Here is a 15,950-nt window from a genome sequence, read left to right as displayed (position 1 = left end):
TTTGCAAGAACTGCGCATGAGTGTTAATATCATATGGTTTGGTTAAAAGCCCCCTTCGTCTAACGGTTAGGACACCAGACTTTCAATCTGACAACAAGAGTTCGACTCTCTTAGGGGGTACAAATTTTGCGCCGCTAGTTTTAGCGGCGTTTTTGTTATCTACGATGTTTGCCGCTTACCACGAACTCTTGCGCTGTTCTCAATATGCTTCGTTCCTAATTTGTGCTATAAAAGTCTTATGGTCTTTATGCGCAAAACAAAACACGTTCTTATGCGTGCGATTCGTGCTGTTTTGTGCAAACGTAGTTATGTTGTTTCGGCTTTTGCGTCCGCATTGGTGATTTTCTTATTTGCGTCTCTAAGTGCTTGCACTCCTCAGGGCCACGCTGTTGGCGATAGCGGGCATTTGGACGACATTGTTCATGATGGTATTGATGTAGAAGACATAAAGTTGTTTGTAGTTGGATCCAGGCAGGCGGCTCTTGATTCTAAGCTTTTGCATATGTGTGAGAAATCTGGTTTGCATGCATCATATACTTCGATTGCAGACGTCAAAAATGCTAATTTTGCTTCGCAAGAGGCAATTACAGATGCTTCAAATCAGCCTGTGTCTATTATTTTGATAAACAATATTAATGTTGATAGATTAGATCGCGTTGATTATAGCGTTAAAAGCAATGCTGGTGGTGCACATGTTGATCTAAAGGCTCGCAAAGCTTGGACTAATGCGCTTGAATATGTGCGCTCTGCTGGGATTCCTGTTGTGCTTGTTAATCCACAAAATCCACCTAAGGACCGCACTTTGTATGCAGCAAAGCTTTATATTCTTAAGGATTTAGATGGCGAGAATTTGTTTGACACAAATCTAATTAAGAGTTTCGGTAAAATCCAACATTCTAGTCTTCTAAAAATCGTTCAATCTGTGATTGACAATACGCCTCACAGTAGGGATGTGGTTATAAATGACAAAGATTAGCGCTAACGTTACGAGTTTGCAAAAAATGCATGATTCGCAAAGCTCTACAGATTCTACAGATTCTGTGAATATCTCCGATTTCCCTGATTTGCCAGAGGTTAGCGAACAAGGTTTAACGCAAAGCGAAGTTTTTGATGCTGTAAATCGCGGATTTGTAAATGTTACGAATAATCGAACATCTAGGTCCGTTCTTTCTATTGTGCGCGCAAACGTGTTTACTCTTTTTAACGCAATCATTTTTGCAGCAATGGTTGTTGTGCTTGTCACTGGCTCTTGGAAAGACGCTGTTTTTGGTTTTGTGATTCTTATTAACACGGGTATTGGTGTTGTTACGGAGTTGCGCGCAAAGCGTACGCTCGACCGTCTTTCGATTCTTGTTGCTTCCAAATCGATTGTTCGGCGCGAAGGCAAAAATGTTTATGTTGATCATAGCGGTATTGTGCTTGGTGATTTGTTGTGGGTTCGTTCTGGCGACCAGGTTCCTGCAGATGCAAATGTTGTTAAATCTTGGGGCTTAGAAATGGACGAGTCCATGCTTACGGGCGAATCTGTGACCGTTCGTAAGGCTGCGGACGACTTTGTTTATTCTGGGTCTACTGCGGTTTCTGGCGTTGCTTTAATGCGCGTTACAGCTGTAGGAGATAACAGCTATGCGTCTAAGCTTGCTGCACAAGCAAAGGTCTATACAAAAACAATCTCCGATTTGAGTCGTGGAATTAACACGATTCTAAAGTGGATGACGATTGTTGTTGTTCCTCTTTGCGTTTTGCTTGTTTGGTCGCAAATCAATAAGGTTGGCGGATTTGCTGTAGCTTTACAGACGGGGCAGTGGAAGAGCGCTGTTGTTTCTGCTGTTGCTGGCGTTGTTGGCATGATTCCAGAAGGGCTTGTTCTTTTAACTTCGCTTAACTTTGCTGTTGCTGCAATGCGTCTTGCGCGTAAAAAAACGTTGGTTCAGGAGCTTGAATCTGTTGAAACTTTGGCTCGAGTGGATTGCCTTAATCTAGACAAAACTGGCACGATTACGGATGGTGGAATCGCGTTTGTTGGTGTTGACTTGATTGGTGATGACTCGAATCGTTTGGTGAATCAAGCTCTGTTTGACTTATCTAACGAAGAAAATCCAAATGCTACAGGTTCTGCCATTATGGAAGGCCTTAAAGATCAAGGTGTTTCCTCTGCTTCTAGTGTTAGCGCTCGCTTGCCATTTTCGTCTGCAAGAAAGTGGAGCGCAATACGCTATGCGCTGAAAGACGGTAGATTTGAAACGTGGTATATGGGTGCTCCAGAGGTTTTAGCAACTGCGATTTGTTCACGCGAATCTAGCGTTGTTTCTAGCGATTTGCACGGTTCTATTGCTCCAGCGGTTGCAGAAGGCGGAATCAGCGATTCTGCGGTTTCTGGCGATTCTCCTTTCGATAATTGCCATTTAACGGATTCGTTTAAGCAAATTTTGAATCGTGTAAACGAATACGCTCAGCAGGGTAATCGTGTTCTTCTTCTAGCTGTTGCTTATAGTGATTCTGGCGATTCTAATGATGCAACGTTCTCCAGTTCTCCAGTAGTGTCTACAAGCGCTCGCCCTGTTGCTTTAGTTCGATGCTCAGAGAAAATACGTGCTGACGCTCGTCAAACTCTTGCTTGGTTTAGGCAGCAAGGCGTTAGGTGTCGCGTTATTTCTGGCGATAATCCAACAACTGTTGCCTCTGTTGCCGAAAAAGTTGGTCTAACTGGTGACTCAAAGCCTGTTTCAATGGACGCAAGACAGTTGCCTACAGATATAAATCAACTTGCCGAGGTTCTTGAAAACGTTGATGTTTTGGGTCGCGTTTTGCCAGATCAAAAGAAGGCGATTGTTCAAGCTTTGCACTCTAAAGGCCATGTTGTAGCTATGACTGGCGACGGTGTGAACGACACGCTTGCGCTCAAAGAGGCAGACTTAGGCGTTGCAATGGGTAACGCTGCTCCAGCTGCTAAAGCTGTTGCGCAAGTTGTGCTTGTTGACTCACGCTTCTCGCATCTTCCAGATGTTGTTGCTAAGGGTCGTCAAGTAATGGCAAACATGGAACGTGTTGCAGGACTGTTCCTTGTTAAAACCGTGTATTCTGCACTAATTTCTGCAGGTGTGGTTTTGCTCGGTCTTAATTTCCCATATTTGCCTCGTCACATAACCTATATCGGTTCGTTAACCATTGGTATTCCAGCATTTTTGCTAGCTTTGGCTCCTAATACAAGGCGCTACGTTCCTGGATTCTTGCATCGTGTTGTTCGTTTTGCTTTACCAAATGGTATAGCTGTTGCTGTGTCTGTTTTGGTTGTGTCCATTCTTTCTCCTTTAATGCTTGCGCGTGGTCTTGATTCTTCTAACGCTAACGCTTCTAGGCTTATTGTTGAATCCGTGCACGCTGTTGGTGTAACTCGCACTATTTGTGCTGTTACTATTTTTGTGCTCGGTGTTGCAGTTTTGGCTACAGTTTCTAAGCCGCTTATTTCTTGGCGTGGAATCATGGTCTTATTCTTTGCTGCGGCTGGAGTTATTGGTGCATTTATACCGTTTGTTGCGCATTTCTTTGATTTGCATGTTCCTGTGAGTGGAAATGCAATGTTTGTTATGATTTGTGCTGTAATTTTTGCCTTTGTTATCTGGTTAGTTTTGCATCTTGTTAGTCACTTGATTGAAAACTGGATTGATAATGTAAACGATGGTAGTGTTTTGCACTCTTATGATAGTGACCGTTGATGTAGCGTGTCGTGCCTACTAATAATTGTGCTTACAATAGATATGTGTTCAGTATTTTAGAAATGTTCTCGGTTGGTGTAGGTCCTAGTTCTTCACACACTGTTGGTCCTATGCGCGCAGCGAATGCTTTTGTGACTTCTCTTCAAAAGAATGGAAAGCTTAAAGACGTTTCGCATGTGCGAGTCACACTGTATGGTTCCTTGTCTCTTACTGGATTGGGGCATGGTACGGATCGTGCATCGGTTGCTGGTCTTGAAGGTAACCTTCCAGACGATGTTGATACAGAACACATGATGACTATTCGAGAAGATTGTAAGAAAAGCGGAACTTTAACGCTTGCACATAGTCATACTATCGAATTTGACTACGATTCCGACGTTGTTTTTGAAAAGTGGCGGCGCATGGCTGCGCATCCTAATGGCATGCGGTTTGTTGCTTTGGACTCCTTTGGTAATACTGTTGACGAACAAGTTTGGTATTCGATTGGTGGCGGATTTATTCGCAAAGGCAATGCAAACGATAAGATGATTGGCTTGCATGACCGCGTTGATGAAAATGTGGAAGGAAGTGAAGATAGCCCTAAAGATTCTAATCCTAAAGATTCTGAATCTTCTAGTGATTCGCATGAAGACTCTCCTGTTCCATATCCTTTTACAACGTGCAAAGAACTTATCTCGATTTGCAAAAAAGAGCATAAGAGCATAAGTGACATTGTTTGGCAAAACGAACTTGCTTTGCATAACGGTAATTCCGAATATGTTCGTTCCTATTTGTTGCATGTTTGGGAAGTTATGGAAGAGTGTGTTGAACATGGATGTAACTCTAAGCAGCAGATTCTTCCAGGCGGACTTGAGGTTCATAGGCGTGCTCCGCGTATGTATGCTCGTCTTGCTGCAAATTCCGATATGCTTAAGCAAAATCGTAGGCGAGCTGATTGCGCTCTGGAAGCTTCTGACTCTGCATGGGTAAATCTTTTTGCTCTTGCAGTAAGTGAAGAAAACGCTGGAGGTGGTCGTATTGTTACAGCTCCGACTAATGGATCCGCTGGTATTATTCCGGCTGTTTTGCAATACTATTGGCGTTTTGTAGACAGTTCTAGCGAGGAGGGAATAATAAAGTTCCTTCTTGCTTCTGGAGCTGTTGGCTATTTGTTTAAGCGCAATGCTTCTATTTCTGGTGCAGAAGTTGGGTGCCAGGGAGAAGTTGGTTCTGCGTGTTCTATGGCTGCTGCAGGCCTGTGCGAAGTTCTTGGCGGAACTCCGCAGCAGGTTGAAAATGCTGCCGAAATTGGTATTGAGCATCATCTTGGTCTCACTTGTGATCCGGTTGGTGGCTTGGTTCAGATTCCTTGTATCGAGCGCAATGCTATGGCTGCCAACACTGCTATTAACGCTGTTAGAATGGCTCTTCTAGGTGATGGCTCTCATATTGTTAGCTTGGATAGTGCTATTAAAACTATGAAGGAAACTGGCCAAGACATGATGTCTAAATATCGCGAAACATCTAAGGGTGGCTTAGCTGTGAACGTAGTTGAGTGCTAGTTATAGTCATTGCATTTATAGCTATTTTATTGCATTTTCCTTAAGAATGTTTTGCATATTTGCTTGCATTGTGTTGCTATATTGTTATGCAAGTTACATACGTATTGGCATAGGTAGCGGTTGAGTGCTAATCTAAAACACGCTATAAAATTGCAAAACTGTTATAATATTCAAAGTTTTTAATGAATAGTTTGTAAGTGTTAGTGGCTTTTTGCAAGCATTTACACATGTTTGTAAGGGATTATAAGAGGTTATAAAGGAGGCAAAATGGCACAGGATATGCCAGAAGTAGTTGCGGAATTTGGTACTACGCCAACGGTGACGTTCCCAGCGCTTGAGCCGCCAGCAGGGCTTAAGGTTGTTGAATTGGTAGAAGGCAATGGGCCTTTGGTTCGTGCTGGAGATACTGTTACCGTTAATTACCACGGTGTTGTTTGGGGGGCAAGTGAGCCTTTTGACTCTAGTTTTGCTCGTCATACTCCTGCCAGCTTTGGTATTGGTGTTGGACAGGTTATTCAGGGATGGGATCGTACTGTTCCAGGACATAATGTTGGTTCTCGCTTACTTGTTTCTATTCCGCCTGAGTATGGTTATGGTTCACGAGGTGTTCCGCAGGCTGGAATTGGTGGTTCGGACACCCTCGTTTTTGTGATTGATATTATTTCTACTCGCTAAACGCGAGTGATTGTTTTGTTGCTTTTATTCTTTATTCTTTGTTAAGGAGATTGCAAAATGGCTGAAGAAAAAGTAATTCTATTGACTAAAGAAGCCTACGATAAGCTTAAGGAAGAATTAGCTCATCGCGAAGGTGAATATCGTGATGAAATCACCGAGCGTATTGCTGCTGCTCGCGCCGAAGGCGATTTGTCTGAAAACGGTGGCTATCAGGCTGCTCGCGAAGAGCAGGGCAAGAACGAAGGTCGTATTAACGAGCTTATTGTTAAGCTACGCAACGCAAAGATTCTTGAGGCTCCAGCGGAAGGCCTTGTTGGCAATGGCTCTGTTGTTACTTTAGATCTTGCTGGTCGAGAGATGACTTATGTTCTTGGCTCTCGTGATATTGCTGTTGCTACCGATTACGATGTTATTAGTCCAGAATCTCCGATTGGTGCTGCAATTATTGGCGCTAAAGCGGGTGATACTGTTAGCTACTCTGCTCCAAATGGTCGCCAAATTTCTGTAACCATTAAGGATTCTCATCCACTCGCTTAAACAATGAATTTGTTTTAATAAGCGAGCACATACTTGTTATCCATCTATTTTCTCTAATCGCTGTGATTTAGAATCTATATGATTTATAGGTCACAGCGATTTTATTTATATGCTTATTTGTATCCGTTTAACAGTATCGTTCTTTAGTTGTTTTAATCTCGTAAATCTTGTAAATCTCTTAAATCATTAAATTTTTCTTAAAATGGTAACAACTTTGCCCATTATCTTTGCGTGAGATCCATCTATAGGGGAGTACGCTGGATTGTGAGGCATAAGCCAAACGTGACCATTTTCTTTTCTAAACGTCTTTACAGTTGCTTCGTTATCTAGCAGTGCAGCAACAATATCTCCATTTGTTGCTTCGTTCTGTTCTCGCACAACAACATAATCACCGTCGCAAATTGCTGCGTCAATCATTGAATCTCCATGCACTTCTAGCATGAACAGATTTCCGCTTCCAGTAAGTCTTTCTGGCAAACGCATAACATCTTCAACATGTTGTTCAGCTGTTATAGGTGTTCCTGCAGCGATTCTTCCAACAAGAGGAACATCGTGAGAGTTTATCAAAGACTCACTGTTATACATGCTCACATCGATAGCTGATTGTTTTTCAAGCAATGCATGGGCTTTTTCTTTATTCTTTTGTATAAAATCTCCAATAACTTCAATTGCTCTACCTTTATTTGCACTTATTCGTATTAATCCTTTCATCTCGAGTGCTCGTAATTGATGTTTTACGGAAGAAGGACTTCTTAAGCCTACAGCTTCACCTATTTCTCTAAATGATGGAGGGAATCCATGTTCTTCGAGGCATTGCTGTATAGCATCCATGATTTTTCTCTGGCGATCTGTTAGTGGCTCAGCGTTGTGCGCCGCAGAATCACTAAGCTCGTTTTGGGTGGTATTCATGGTGTCTCCTTTCGTTGTTTTACATTCTAATACACTTTTCTAAAAAAATCAAACATATGTTCGACACGCCGTTGCATCTTTAGAACAAATGTGTCAAGATTAATACACTTGTTCGATAGAACAAATGTTCATGTCAATTAAAACGTAAGAAAGGATAGTTATGTATAAGAAGTTGAACTCTTTTGATGGCGTTAATTATTCAACACCAAATCGTGCTGTTTTGACTAATAAGAGTTACAAAAAACGCAAAAATAAATTATTTATGCGTTTTATAGTTTTTTCTGCGTTAGTTTGCTTTGCTTGGATTATTTTTATGCCAAAGCCAGCTGTTTCAGCCGTATCAAAATCCTTTATAACGTATACTGTTCGCCCTGGAGATACATTGTGGAGTTATGCAAAATCCATAACAGATAAAAATGGCAATATTTCTGATTCTGTTGATTACCTTATGCAATTAAATAATCTTGATTCTCCAGATTTAGAAGTAGGGCAGTCTATACGCGTACCTTTTATTGACAACTAATTTTATTATTACAAATATTATTAGAATGGAGTATTCATGAGTACAGATTATGAATATAATTCGTCAGATTCATATGATTTGTTTACATTATATTATTGCGATGATTCTGCATGCTGTAGTTGTCATGATTTAAGCGTTAAACCAATTGTTGAACAACTTGTTGTTATGGATGTATCTATATATCCATCTATTCGAGTGTTTTGCGATAAATTTTATAAAATATACGAGGAAAAATATGAAAAAATCGATTTATTTATATAAAACATTGAAATATATATAACATATTTAATTAATTTTTAGTATGCTGTATATATGCATTGTCCTTTTTGTAAGAATTCCGATACTAAGGTTATTGACACTAGAATCAGCGAGGATGGATATTCAATCCGTCGTAGGCGCGAGTGTCAGATGTGTGGTAATCGTTTTACAACAGTAGAAACTACGCAATTGCTTGTTATGAAGCGTTCTGGTTCTGTGGAACCTTTTGATAGGGCAAAAGTGGTTGCTGGTGTTGGAAAAGCTTGCCAGGGTAGACCAATAGATTCTGAGGAGCTAAAGACTCTTGGAATGGAAGTTGAAGCTGATTTACGTGCTCGTGGATTAGCTCAAATCACATCCGAAGATGTTGGAAAAGCAATATTAAAGCCGTTGCGTGAACTAGACGAGGTGGCGTATCTTCGTTTTGCTAGCGTATATCAGAATTTTACTGGTTTGGAAGATTTTGAACGTGCAATAGATGATCTTAAGAAAAGTAAGTGATTGTGCAATGTTTTACATTGAGTGAACACTTTGTGAATGTTGCTGAATAAGCATAGGTTTGAGTATTTGAGTTTGTGTGAATGTTGATTTGCTGTTTGTTAGCGAATCGTTGAGTCTTAGAATAAATATGGTTATAGTGTGAGGGATAACCTGATTTGTTTGACCCAATTAAAGGGTCAAACAAATAACAAGGTTGTTAATAGTTGGGTTTACTCAGTACTTTTACTTCGTGATTATTACTTTGAAAAATTGGCGTCGTCTTGTGTGCGCAAGACAACAAGACGCTGTGTTGGTCTTGTCATTGCAACGTATAGATTTGCCGCTGCGCTAAGTCTGGATGCTGCTTCCTGCTCGATGGCAGAAGGTTGCATTAGAATTACCGCATCGTATTCCAATCCCTTAACATCTTCCGCATTGCAAACGCTAATTTGACTATCGTCAAAGTTTTGCTGAATTATGCGTGCATATTTCTTAGTCGAAAGATTCTTGCTAAGAGTATTTTTAACGATTTTGTTTGCATGCTCTATTAGTTCTTGAGGAACAATAATTGCTACGCGTCCGCTTCCGTCTTCGGAAACAAATTCGTTAAATAAGTCAATGCAATATTTAGAAAGCATATTATTAAGCTCATTTTGATTCTGAACCGTATGTGTAACAAGCGAATCTGGAACAGATCTAACTGCATTAACTGTTGATATATATAAGCCAGAATTATTTGCAACTTTTCCTGCAGCTTCAGAAACTTCTTTAGGATTACGGTAATTAATTGTTAGTTCATAAAGATCCCAGTTTTCGTTTCCAAACAATGAGCTCATGTTTTTTTGCCAACTATGTGTACCGCCTAAAGAGGAGGTTTGTGCAACATCGCCAACAATTGTAAATGAGCGTGAAGGGCACCTGCGTATTAGCATACGCCAATCCATTGCAGTAAGCTCTTGCGCTTCATCTACAACAACATGGCCATAAGTCCACTCTCTATCAGACGCGGCAAGATTTGCAACCATACTTGCATCGTTACCTTGAATATTCTCAATAAGCATATCGGCGGTAATAATGCCATTCCCTATGCCATTTTGTGCAAGAGTATCGGAAGCATATTGCTGTTCTTCGAGTTTTTTACGAGCGAGAGCAGCGTTTTGTGCTTCAATCTTTGGATCTGGGCCTAGTAGCTCCATAGCTTCGTCAAGAAGTGGGATGTCGGACTGAGTTAAAGGACTTCCTTTTGGTCTAATCAATGCACGAATATCATTTTCACTTAACCAAGGAGCATATATGCGAAGTTGTTCAGGTTTAGAAAAGAGTTGGTCTATAAGCCAATTAGCATTCATAGGTAGCCAAGCAAGATTTAATGTAATCTTGAGCTTATTTTCCATTCTAAGTTGCGAAGTAATGTCGGATATCTCCGCTTGGGAAGGAACATAATCAAGTTGTTCTAGATACCTGTTTCTAAGCGAACTTATAACTGACTTTACAAATGTTTTACGCGCCTGGTTATGAGGCTGGTGTGTGCGCTGAGCGTCTAATTGCGCAAGCTCTATATCTTCCTTCTTTAATTGCACAGCAAAACCATTTATGCGTAGTGTTGGCAAATCTTTAGGAATACGTATTCTTGCGCAAATAGCGTTTTGAATAACGTTTTTCATGCGGTACATTCCCTTAAGTTTTGCTGCATGAGGAGTGTCTTGCACTGTTGCATGAATGTTTGGGATTAAATCCGCTATAGTTCTGCTAACAACACCAGTTTCACCCAAAGATGGCAAAACTTGATCTATGTATCTTAAGAATGCGGAGCTTGGTCCTACAATCAAAACGCCTGATCTTTCAAGCTTTCTGCGATGCGTGTAGAGCAAGTATGCTGCTCTGTGCAAAGCTACTGCAGTTTTGCCTGTACCGGGTCCACCTTGAACAACAATTGTACGGTCAAGAGGAGCGCGAATAATGCGGTCTTGTTCTGCCTGAATGGTTGCAACAATATCCGTCATTTTTCCAGTTCTACGAGAACCTAGAGAAGCAAGCAATGCACCTTCGCCAGTAAGTGTTCCTTGCTTAGATGCTTTGTTTACTTCGTCTGAATGAATATCTAGAATCTCGTCTTCAACTCCTACAACTTCTCGGAATTTAAGAGTTATGTGCCTACGCATAACAATGTCTCCATGATTTGAAGGAGTTGCTTCGTAGAATGGTCTGGCTGCTTCTGCTCTCCAATCAGTTAAGATTGGGTCGTGATTTTCGCTTAGTAAACCGATTCTTCCAATGTAACGTCTTATGCCTTCTAGGCTGTCTAGTCTGCCGAACACGAGTCTATCTTCTACAGCTCTAAGTTGCGTTAAACGATCTTCGTACATTGTTGCAAAAGAATCTCGTTCTGTTCGCTGAGTTGGTGAGCCATGCGAGCCTGCAGCGCGTACAGAATCAAGCCTTGCTCGGATTGTTGAACGCAAGTTATCTAATCGACTGTAAGCGCAATTAACTGCTTGTTGTTCTTCGCTGAGTTGTGAGGAGTACGTAGACATTTGTGTCCGTTCTTCTTAAAAGTTGGGCTAAAACTAGGCGTTTAAGTATACCTCGAGGCTAATACACGTTGCATGTTTCCAATCTGAGTTAAAAAAATATTATTTTTTTACAAAAAAGTGGGGATTTTTGGTGAGAAATGGGGTAAAATGGTGAATGATGTGCAAGTGGCATATTGCATGTTGAAAAGGAGATGGATTTATGGCTAGTAATAAAGCTGGCGCAAATGCGCAAGATAAAGCCAATTCCTCCTTTAAGCATGCTCAAAATCCATCTGGTTATGATTCTCAAAATACGGCTCAAGCTAATGCTCAAGATGCGCATATGCCAATGCAAAATTCTCAAGCGTACGCTCAGCCTTATTATGTGATGCCGCAAATGCCGCCAATGTATCAAGCGCAGCAAATGCCTCAAATGCCTGTTATGCAGCCTGTTATGCAACCTCAACCTATGTCTTCGGCTTTTACATCCACTCCTTTGCCTCAAGACGCGGTTTTTGGTGCTAATAATTTGCAAAGTCAGGCTAATAATCACGTAAAGAATCCGATACTTCTTGGAACTTATTCTCCAAAAATAGATGCAAAGGGACGTGTGGCTTTACCTGCAAAATTCAGATCCCAGTTGGGTGATGGTTTTGTTATGGCTCGCGGACAAGAGCGATGCGTTTATGTTCTTCCAATGCAAGAGTTTGAGCGTATTACAACTCAGATTCAGCTCACATCTATGAGTAATAAGTCTGCAAGAGACTACCTTAGAGTCTTCCTTTCTGGCGCTGTTGATCAGGAGCCAGATAAGCAAGGACGTATAGTGGTGCCTCCAATGCTAAGGGATTATGCAAATCTTGGAGATGAGATTGTTGTAATTGGTGTTGGAACTCGCGCAGAAATATGGAACAAATCTGCTTGGAACAATTATCTTGCAGATAAAGAGCAAGATTATGCAGATATTGCAAATGATGTTCTTCCGGCGGTGGCACAATGAAAGATTTATCTACAATTCATGCGCCAGTGTTGTTGGAAGACTGCGTAGATCTTGTTTCTCCAGCATTAGATCACAAAGATTCTATTGTTGTTGATTGCACTCTTGGACTTGCGGGTCACGCAACAGCTTTTCTTAAAGCTGCTCCACTTGCAACTCTTATTGGAATAGATAGAGATAGTGAAGCTCTTGGCTTAGCGACAAAAAGAATGCGCGACGAAGGCTTAGAGACTCGTTTTATTCCAGTGCATGCTGCATTTGATGAAGTTGACAAAGTTCTTGAAGATTTAGAAATCGATAAGATTGACGCAGCGTTTATGGACTTGGGTCTTTCTAGTTTGCAAATAGACGAGGAAGATAGAGGATTTTCTTATTCTCATAACACAGCCTTAGATATGCGTATGGATACAACTCAAAGTGTTACTGCTGAAACCATTCTTGCTACTTATAGTGCATCCAGTCTTGCTCAAATATTCCGTGAGTATGGTCAAGAACGTTTTTCTGGGCCAATCGCAAGAAAAATAGTGCAAGTTAGACAAGAGAATCCAATAAAAACGTCTGGTCAACTTGTTGATTTAGTGGATCATGTTATTCCGCGTGCTCATCGTGCTCCAGGAAATCCAGCTAAACGAGTTTTTCAGGCTCTTAGAATCGAAGTTAATGGAGAGCTAGATAAGCTTTCTAGGACTCTGCCAAAGCTTGCTTTGCGCTTAAATAACGGTGGCAGAATTGTTGTTGAGTCTTATCATTCTTTGGAAGATATTACGGTTAAGCGTTTTATGAATAAAGGCTTAGAAGTAGATGTTCCAGCAAATATGCCAATTATTCCGCAAAGTGCAAAACCTTTCTTTAAGTCTTTAACTCGCGGAGCTATTAAAGCATCTAAAGAAGAAATTGCAAATAATACAAGGTCTTCTTCTGTTCGCTTACGCGCAGTGGAGCTTATTAGAGATATTCCAGATAGGTGGATTAAAGACTTTACAGCTATTGCTCAAGGAGAAGATTCATCTTTGCATCGTTCTTCTTCTAAAGCGAATGGTGTAAATAACAGCAAAGGAGGCAGGTTCTAATGGATAAGCCAAGTAAAAACCGTGCTTCTAGGATTGCTGCGTCTTATGCAAATTCATCTGCTCCTGCTGGGCGAGTAAACGAGAAGGCAGCTGGTAATAATTCAAGGCAAAATCGCGTTTTAAAGTCGATTCCATTAGTGTTTAGTGCCTCTGACCGTAGGTCTTACACAGTAATGAATCACTTACATAGAGTTATAGAGTGGAGTAACACTCGTAAAGCTCCTCTTTTCAACTTGATTATTGTTGTTATTTTCCTTTTTGTTACGCCTACTACGTCTTTGTTGTTGCGAACAAAAATGGCGGAGATATCTTTTGAACAAGCTGCCACTCAATCAAGTATCTCTAGGCTTCGTCAAGATGTGGAAACTGCGCAAACAAAGTTAGATGCGCTAGAAGCGGATCTTCCAGCAAAAGCACAAGATATGGGAATGATTCCACAACAGGGAGCAATAACAGTTGATTTAAGTGCTTATGCCAATAAAAAGAAGGCAGAACAAGCTGCTATTGAAGCTCAAAAAGCTAAACAGGAGCAAGCTAAACAGCAGCAAGCAAAGCAAAAACTTAAACAACAACAAACTAAACCAGATAAAACTAAACCAGACAAAACTAAATCAGACAAAACTAAACAACAAACTAAACAACAGCCAGAACAAAAAAATAAGGAGAAACATTGATGAACCGCCTAATCAAGCAACGTTTCGCCAAATACTCAGGCAAAATGAAAACAGTATTGTATTATGCCAAACTTGCTGGTAAAAAGTTGCACTCTACTACAAGCAGAGTGAGCAAAATCAGCAAGAGCAGATTCAATACGAGTAAGTTGTACAGATCATACGGCAGTAATGCCGCGCGTTCTGGTTCTGGTTATGCTTCTTCTGGAGCTAATGCACGTTATGGCGCTCAAACTAGCGTTATACGAAACACGGTTTTTGCAAAAAAGTGTATTGCTGTTGCAATGATATTCGCGTTTATTGCGTCTATAGCAATAGTAAAGCTTAGCTTTATACAGTTAATCAATGCACGTTCTACTGCTCAGGCGGCGCAGGCAGAACGTAGCAGAACTCGTCCAATACTCGCTCGTAGAGGTCGTATTTTAGACGCAAACGGTACCGTTTTAGCTCAAAGCGTTGAAAGATACAACATAATCGCAGACCCTATGAACGCTCAGTCTTTTAAGCCAACTCCTTGCACAAAGCAAACTGCTGGGAATTGTCATGCAATTAATGGCAAAGATGTTGAAGGAACTGGCGCTGTTGCTGTAGCACGTCTTTTGGCTCCTATTTTGCATATGAGTTCTGTTGAAATAGGCGGCAAGATTGCAGGCGTAGGACGTTACGCTGTTATTAAAAGAAATGTTAAGCCTTCTGTTAAGCGCGCAATAGACAAGCTTAATCTTTCTGGTTGTGTTTATGCAGAAAACAGTAGCGAACGCGTATACTCGAGTGGCCCTATTCTTGGTGCTTTAATCGGTTCCGTTAAAGACGCTGAAGAAAGCGCTCGCAAGGAAGCAAAGGGCAGAAGAGGAGAAATTGGCGAATCTGGACTAGAGCTTTCTCAAGATAAGGTTCTAACTGGTAAAGATGGATATCAAAAATACCAGGGAAATAACGTTGGAAATGAGAAAATTCCTGGAACGGTAAGCGAATATAAAGATGCTGTAAACGGTAACGACATAAAGCTAACTATTGATAGCGATGTAGATTGGTACGTTAAGAAGGTTCTTCTAGATGGCATTAACAGGTATAAAGCTGGATGGGGCGTTGCTGTTGTTCAAGATATTCGCACTGGAGAAATCGTTGCTCTAGAAGATAGCGATAGTATTAAAGCTGGTTCTGCCGAAGCTAGAGCGTCTGTTTCTAAAGCTGTTAGCCAAGTGTTTGAGCCAGGCTCCATTGGTAAAGTTTTCTCAGTTGCAGGCATGCTTCAGACGGGCGCGCGCTCGTTATCAGATAAGTTTGCTGTTCCAGGAAGCATTGAAAAGCAGGGTCAGCTTTTCCACGACGCTCATAATCATGGTGTTATGAGGCTCACTTTGGCAGGCATTTTGAAGGAATCTTCTAACGTTGGCATGATTATGGCTGGCGAAAAATATCCAAATAACAAGCGTTATGAGTTTTTGTCTAAGTTTGGAATTGGACAATATACTGGATTAGGCTTGCAAGGAGAATCCCAAGGTTTGTTTCCGAGTGTTCAATCGTGGGATGGTCGTAAGCAAAACACTGTTTTGTTCGGTCAGGGTTATGCAACAAACGCTTTGCAAATAACTAATGCTATATCAACAATCGCAAATAAAGGCGTAAGACTTAAGCAATCGATTATAAAGTCTGTAATTGACCCTCATGGTAGAGTTACGGAGCGCAAGAGGCCAGAAGGCACTAGGGTGTTGGATGAGCATGTTGCTGATCAAATGTTAAATGCTATGGAGTCCGCTGCAGAATATTACGGTAGCTACATATCTGTTAATGGATATCGCATTGCTGCAAAGAGTGGTACTGCAGAAGTTGCTGGATTTGGCGGAGCTCTTAGCTCTATTGTTGCAGATTGCGCAGCAATATTGCCTGTAGATAATCCACGTTTTGCAATAACTGTAGCATTAAGCAATCCAGAAGGTACATTCGGTGTTTATACTGCGGCGACTATTATAAAAACAATAGGCGAGTTCCTAATGCAAAAGTACAACGTTCCAGTATCGACTCCTCGCACCGATCCTATTGCTGTACAATGGTAATAG

The 15,950-nt window shown here is 41.1% G+C and carries 13 protein-coding genes and 1 tRNA gene; 12 read left to right on the top strand and 2 right to left on the bottom strand.

From position 1 onward, the window contains the following. Positions 1 to 48: 48 nt before the first annotated feature. The 6 genes from NYP69_RS03335 (at position 49) to NYP69_RS03310 (ending at position 6,469) form a co-directional block, all read left to right on the top strand. Positions 49 to 120: transfer RNA gene (locus NYP69_RS03335), tRNA-Glu, on the top strand. A gap of 118 nt (positions 121 to 238) precedes the next feature. After that, a complete protein-coding gene (locus tag NYP69_RS03330; RefSeq protein WP_020759091.1) occupies positions 239 to 976 on the top strand; it encodes a hypothetical protein in 738 nt (245 codons plus the stop codon). Positions 977 to 1,001: 25 nt separating this feature from the next. After that, entirely contained in the window at positions 1,002 to 3,716 is a 2,715-nt protein-coding gene (locus tag NYP69_RS03325; RefSeq protein WP_080576663.1) for an HAD-IC family P-type ATPase, read from the top strand. A 62-nt stretch (positions 3,717 to 3,778) separates the two neighbouring features. Beyond that, positions 3,779 to 5,257 carry an L-serine ammonia-lyase gene (locus tag NYP69_RS03320; protein WP_473413077.1) on the top strand — a complete coding sequence of 493 codons (1,479 nt, stop codon included), beginning with the start codon at positions 3,779 to 3,781 and terminating at the stop codon, positions 5,255 to 5,257. A 267-nt stretch (positions 5,258 to 5,524) separates the two neighbouring features. After that, a complete protein-coding gene (locus tag NYP69_RS03315) occupies positions 5,525 to 5,932 on the top strand; it encodes an FKBP-type peptidyl-prolyl cis-trans isomerase (protein ID WP_004130076.1) in 408 nt (135 codons plus the stop codon). A gap of 57 nt (positions 5,933 to 5,989) precedes the next feature. Then, positions 5,990 to 6,469 (top strand): GreA/GreB family elongation factor, encoded by a 480-nt coding sequence (locus NYP69_RS03310; RefSeq protein ID WP_004130077.1) that lies wholly within the window; start codon positions 5,990 to 5,992, stop codon positions 6,467 to 6,469. 186 nt (positions 6,470 to 6,655) lie between these two features. On the opposite strand, the gene lexA is transcribed toward NYP69_RS03310, so the two are convergent. After that, positions 6,656 to 7,378 (bottom strand): transcriptional repressor LexA, encoded by a 723-nt coding sequence (gene lexA / locus NYP69_RS03305; protein ID WP_004130078.1) that lies wholly within the window; start codon positions 7,376 to 7,378, stop codon positions 6,656 to 6,658. A gap of 160 nt (positions 7,379 to 7,538) precedes the next feature. On the opposite strand from lexA, the gene NYP69_RS03300 reads away from it, so the two are divergent. Together NYP69_RS03300 and nrdR are read left to right on the top strand one after the other, a co-directional pair. Further along, a complete protein-coding gene (locus NYP69_RS03300) occupies positions 7,539 to 7,901 on the top strand; it encodes a LysM peptidoglycan-binding domain-containing protein (protein WP_004130081.1) in 363 nt (120 codons plus the stop codon). 312 nt (positions 7,902 to 8,213) lie between these two features. Next, positions 8,214 to 8,660 carry a transcriptional regulator NrdR gene (nrdR, locus tag NYP69_RS03295; RefSeq protein ID WP_032812895.1) on the top strand — a complete coding sequence of 149 codons (447 nt, stop codon included), beginning with the start codon at positions 8,214 to 8,216 and terminating at the stop codon, positions 8,658 to 8,660. A 236-nt stretch (positions 8,661 to 8,896) separates the two neighbouring features. Here nrdR and NYP69_RS03290 read toward each other — a convergent pair whose 3' ends face one another. Continuing rightward, the gene (locus NYP69_RS03290) at positions 8,897 to 11,173 is read right to left on the bottom strand and encodes a HelD family protein (RefSeq protein WP_473410590.1); all 2,277 of its coding nucleotides are present in this window, start codon (positions 11,171 to 11,173) and stop codon (positions 8,897 to 8,899) included. A gap of 199 nt (positions 11,174 to 11,372) precedes the next feature. On the opposite strand from NYP69_RS03290, the gene mraZ reads away from it, so the two are divergent. Genes mraZ through NYP69_RS03270 form a run of 4 tightly spaced genes read left to right on the top strand, consistent with a single transcriptional unit; the run spans position 11,373 to position 15,947 of the window. Further along, complete coding sequence (gene mraZ, locus NYP69_RS03285) at positions 11,373 to 12,152, top strand: division/cell wall cluster transcriptional repressor MraZ (RefSeq protein WP_115761764.1); 780 nt, start codon at positions 11,373 to 11,375, stop codon at positions 12,150 to 12,152. Beyond that, a complete protein-coding gene (gene rsmH / locus NYP69_RS03280) occupies positions 12,149 to 13,219 on the top strand; it encodes a 16S rRNA (cytosine(1402)-N(4))-methyltransferase RsmH (protein ID WP_115761765.1) in 1,071 nt (356 codons plus the stop codon). Before mraZ ends, rsmH begins: the two co-directional genes overlap by 4 nt. Further along, the gene (locus NYP69_RS03275) at positions 13,219 to 13,893 is read left to right on the top strand and encodes a hypothetical protein (protein ID WP_115761766.1); all 675 of its coding nucleotides are present in this window, start codon (positions 13,219 to 13,221) and stop codon (positions 13,891 to 13,893) included. The genes rsmH and NYP69_RS03275 overlap by 1 nt, the downstream gene beginning before the upstream one ends. Beyond that, positions 13,893 to 15,947, top strand: a complete 2,055-nt coding sequence (locus NYP69_RS03270; protein ID WP_115761767.1) for a peptidoglycan D,D-transpeptidase FtsI family protein — start codon at positions 13,893 to 13,895, stop codon at positions 15,945 to 15,947. The genes NYP69_RS03275 and NYP69_RS03270 overlap by 1 nt, the downstream gene beginning before the upstream one ends. Positions 15,948 to 15,950 lie beyond the last annotated feature (3 nt).

It is taken from the genome of Gardnerella sp. c17Ua_118, assembly GCF_055804255.1.
The sequence above is the reverse complement of the archived record's forward strand: the minus strand, read 5'-3'. Positions and strand labels throughout refer to the sequence as shown.

What these genes read in the sequence shown, in the direction of transcription:
- NYP69_RS03330 (WP_020759091.1), top strand. Translation starts at nt 239, where the DNA reads ATGGTCTTTATGCGCAAAACAAAACACGTTCTTATGCGTGCGATTCGT.
- NYP69_RS03325 (WP_080576663.1), top strand. Translation starts at nt 1,002, where the DNA reads ATGCATGATTCGCAAAGCTCTACAGATTCTACAGATTCTGTGAATATC.
- NYP69_RS03320 (WP_473413077.1), top strand. Translation starts at nt 3,779, where the DNA reads ATGTTCTCGGTTGGTGTAGGTCCTAGTTCTTCACACACTGTTGGTCCT.
- NYP69_RS03315 (WP_004130076.1), top strand. Translation starts at nt 5,525, where the DNA reads ATGGCACAGGATATGCCAGAAGTAGTTGCGGAATTTGGTACTACGCCA.
- NYP69_RS03310 (WP_004130077.1), top strand. Translation starts at nt 5,990, where the DNA reads ATGGCTGAAGAAAAAGTAATTCTATTGACTAAAGAAGCCTACGATAAG.
- lexA (WP_004130078.1), bottom strand. Translation starts at nt 7,378, where the DNA reads ATGAATACCACCCAAAACGAGCTTAGTGATTCTGCGGCGCACAACGCT.
- NYP69_RS03300 (WP_004130081.1), top strand. Translation starts at nt 7,539, where the DNA reads ATGTATAAGAAGTTGAACTCTTTTGATGGCGTTAATTATTCAACACCA.
- nrdR (WP_032812895.1), top strand. Translation starts at nt 8,214, where the DNA reads ATGCATTGTCCTTTTTGTAAGAATTCCGATACTAAGGTTATTGACACT.
- NYP69_RS03290 (WP_473410590.1), bottom strand. Translation starts at nt 11,173, where the DNA reads ATGTCTACGTACTCCTCACAACTCAGCGAAGAACAACAAGCAGTTAAT.
- mraZ (WP_115761764.1), top strand. Translation starts at nt 11,373, where the DNA reads ATGGCTAGTAATAAAGCTGGCGCAAATGCGCAAGATAAAGCCAATTCC.
- rsmH (WP_115761765.1), top strand. Translation starts at nt 12,149, where the DNA reads ATGAAAGATTTATCTACAATTCATGCGCCAGTGTTGTTGGAAGACTGC.
- NYP69_RS03275 (WP_115761766.1), top strand. Translation starts at nt 13,219, where the DNA reads ATGGATAAGCCAAGTAAAAACCGTGCTTCTAGGATTGCTGCGTCTTAT.
- NYP69_RS03270 (WP_115761767.1), top strand. Translation starts at nt 13,893, where the DNA reads ATGAACCGCCTAATCAAGCAACGTTTCGCCAAATACTCAGGCAAAATG.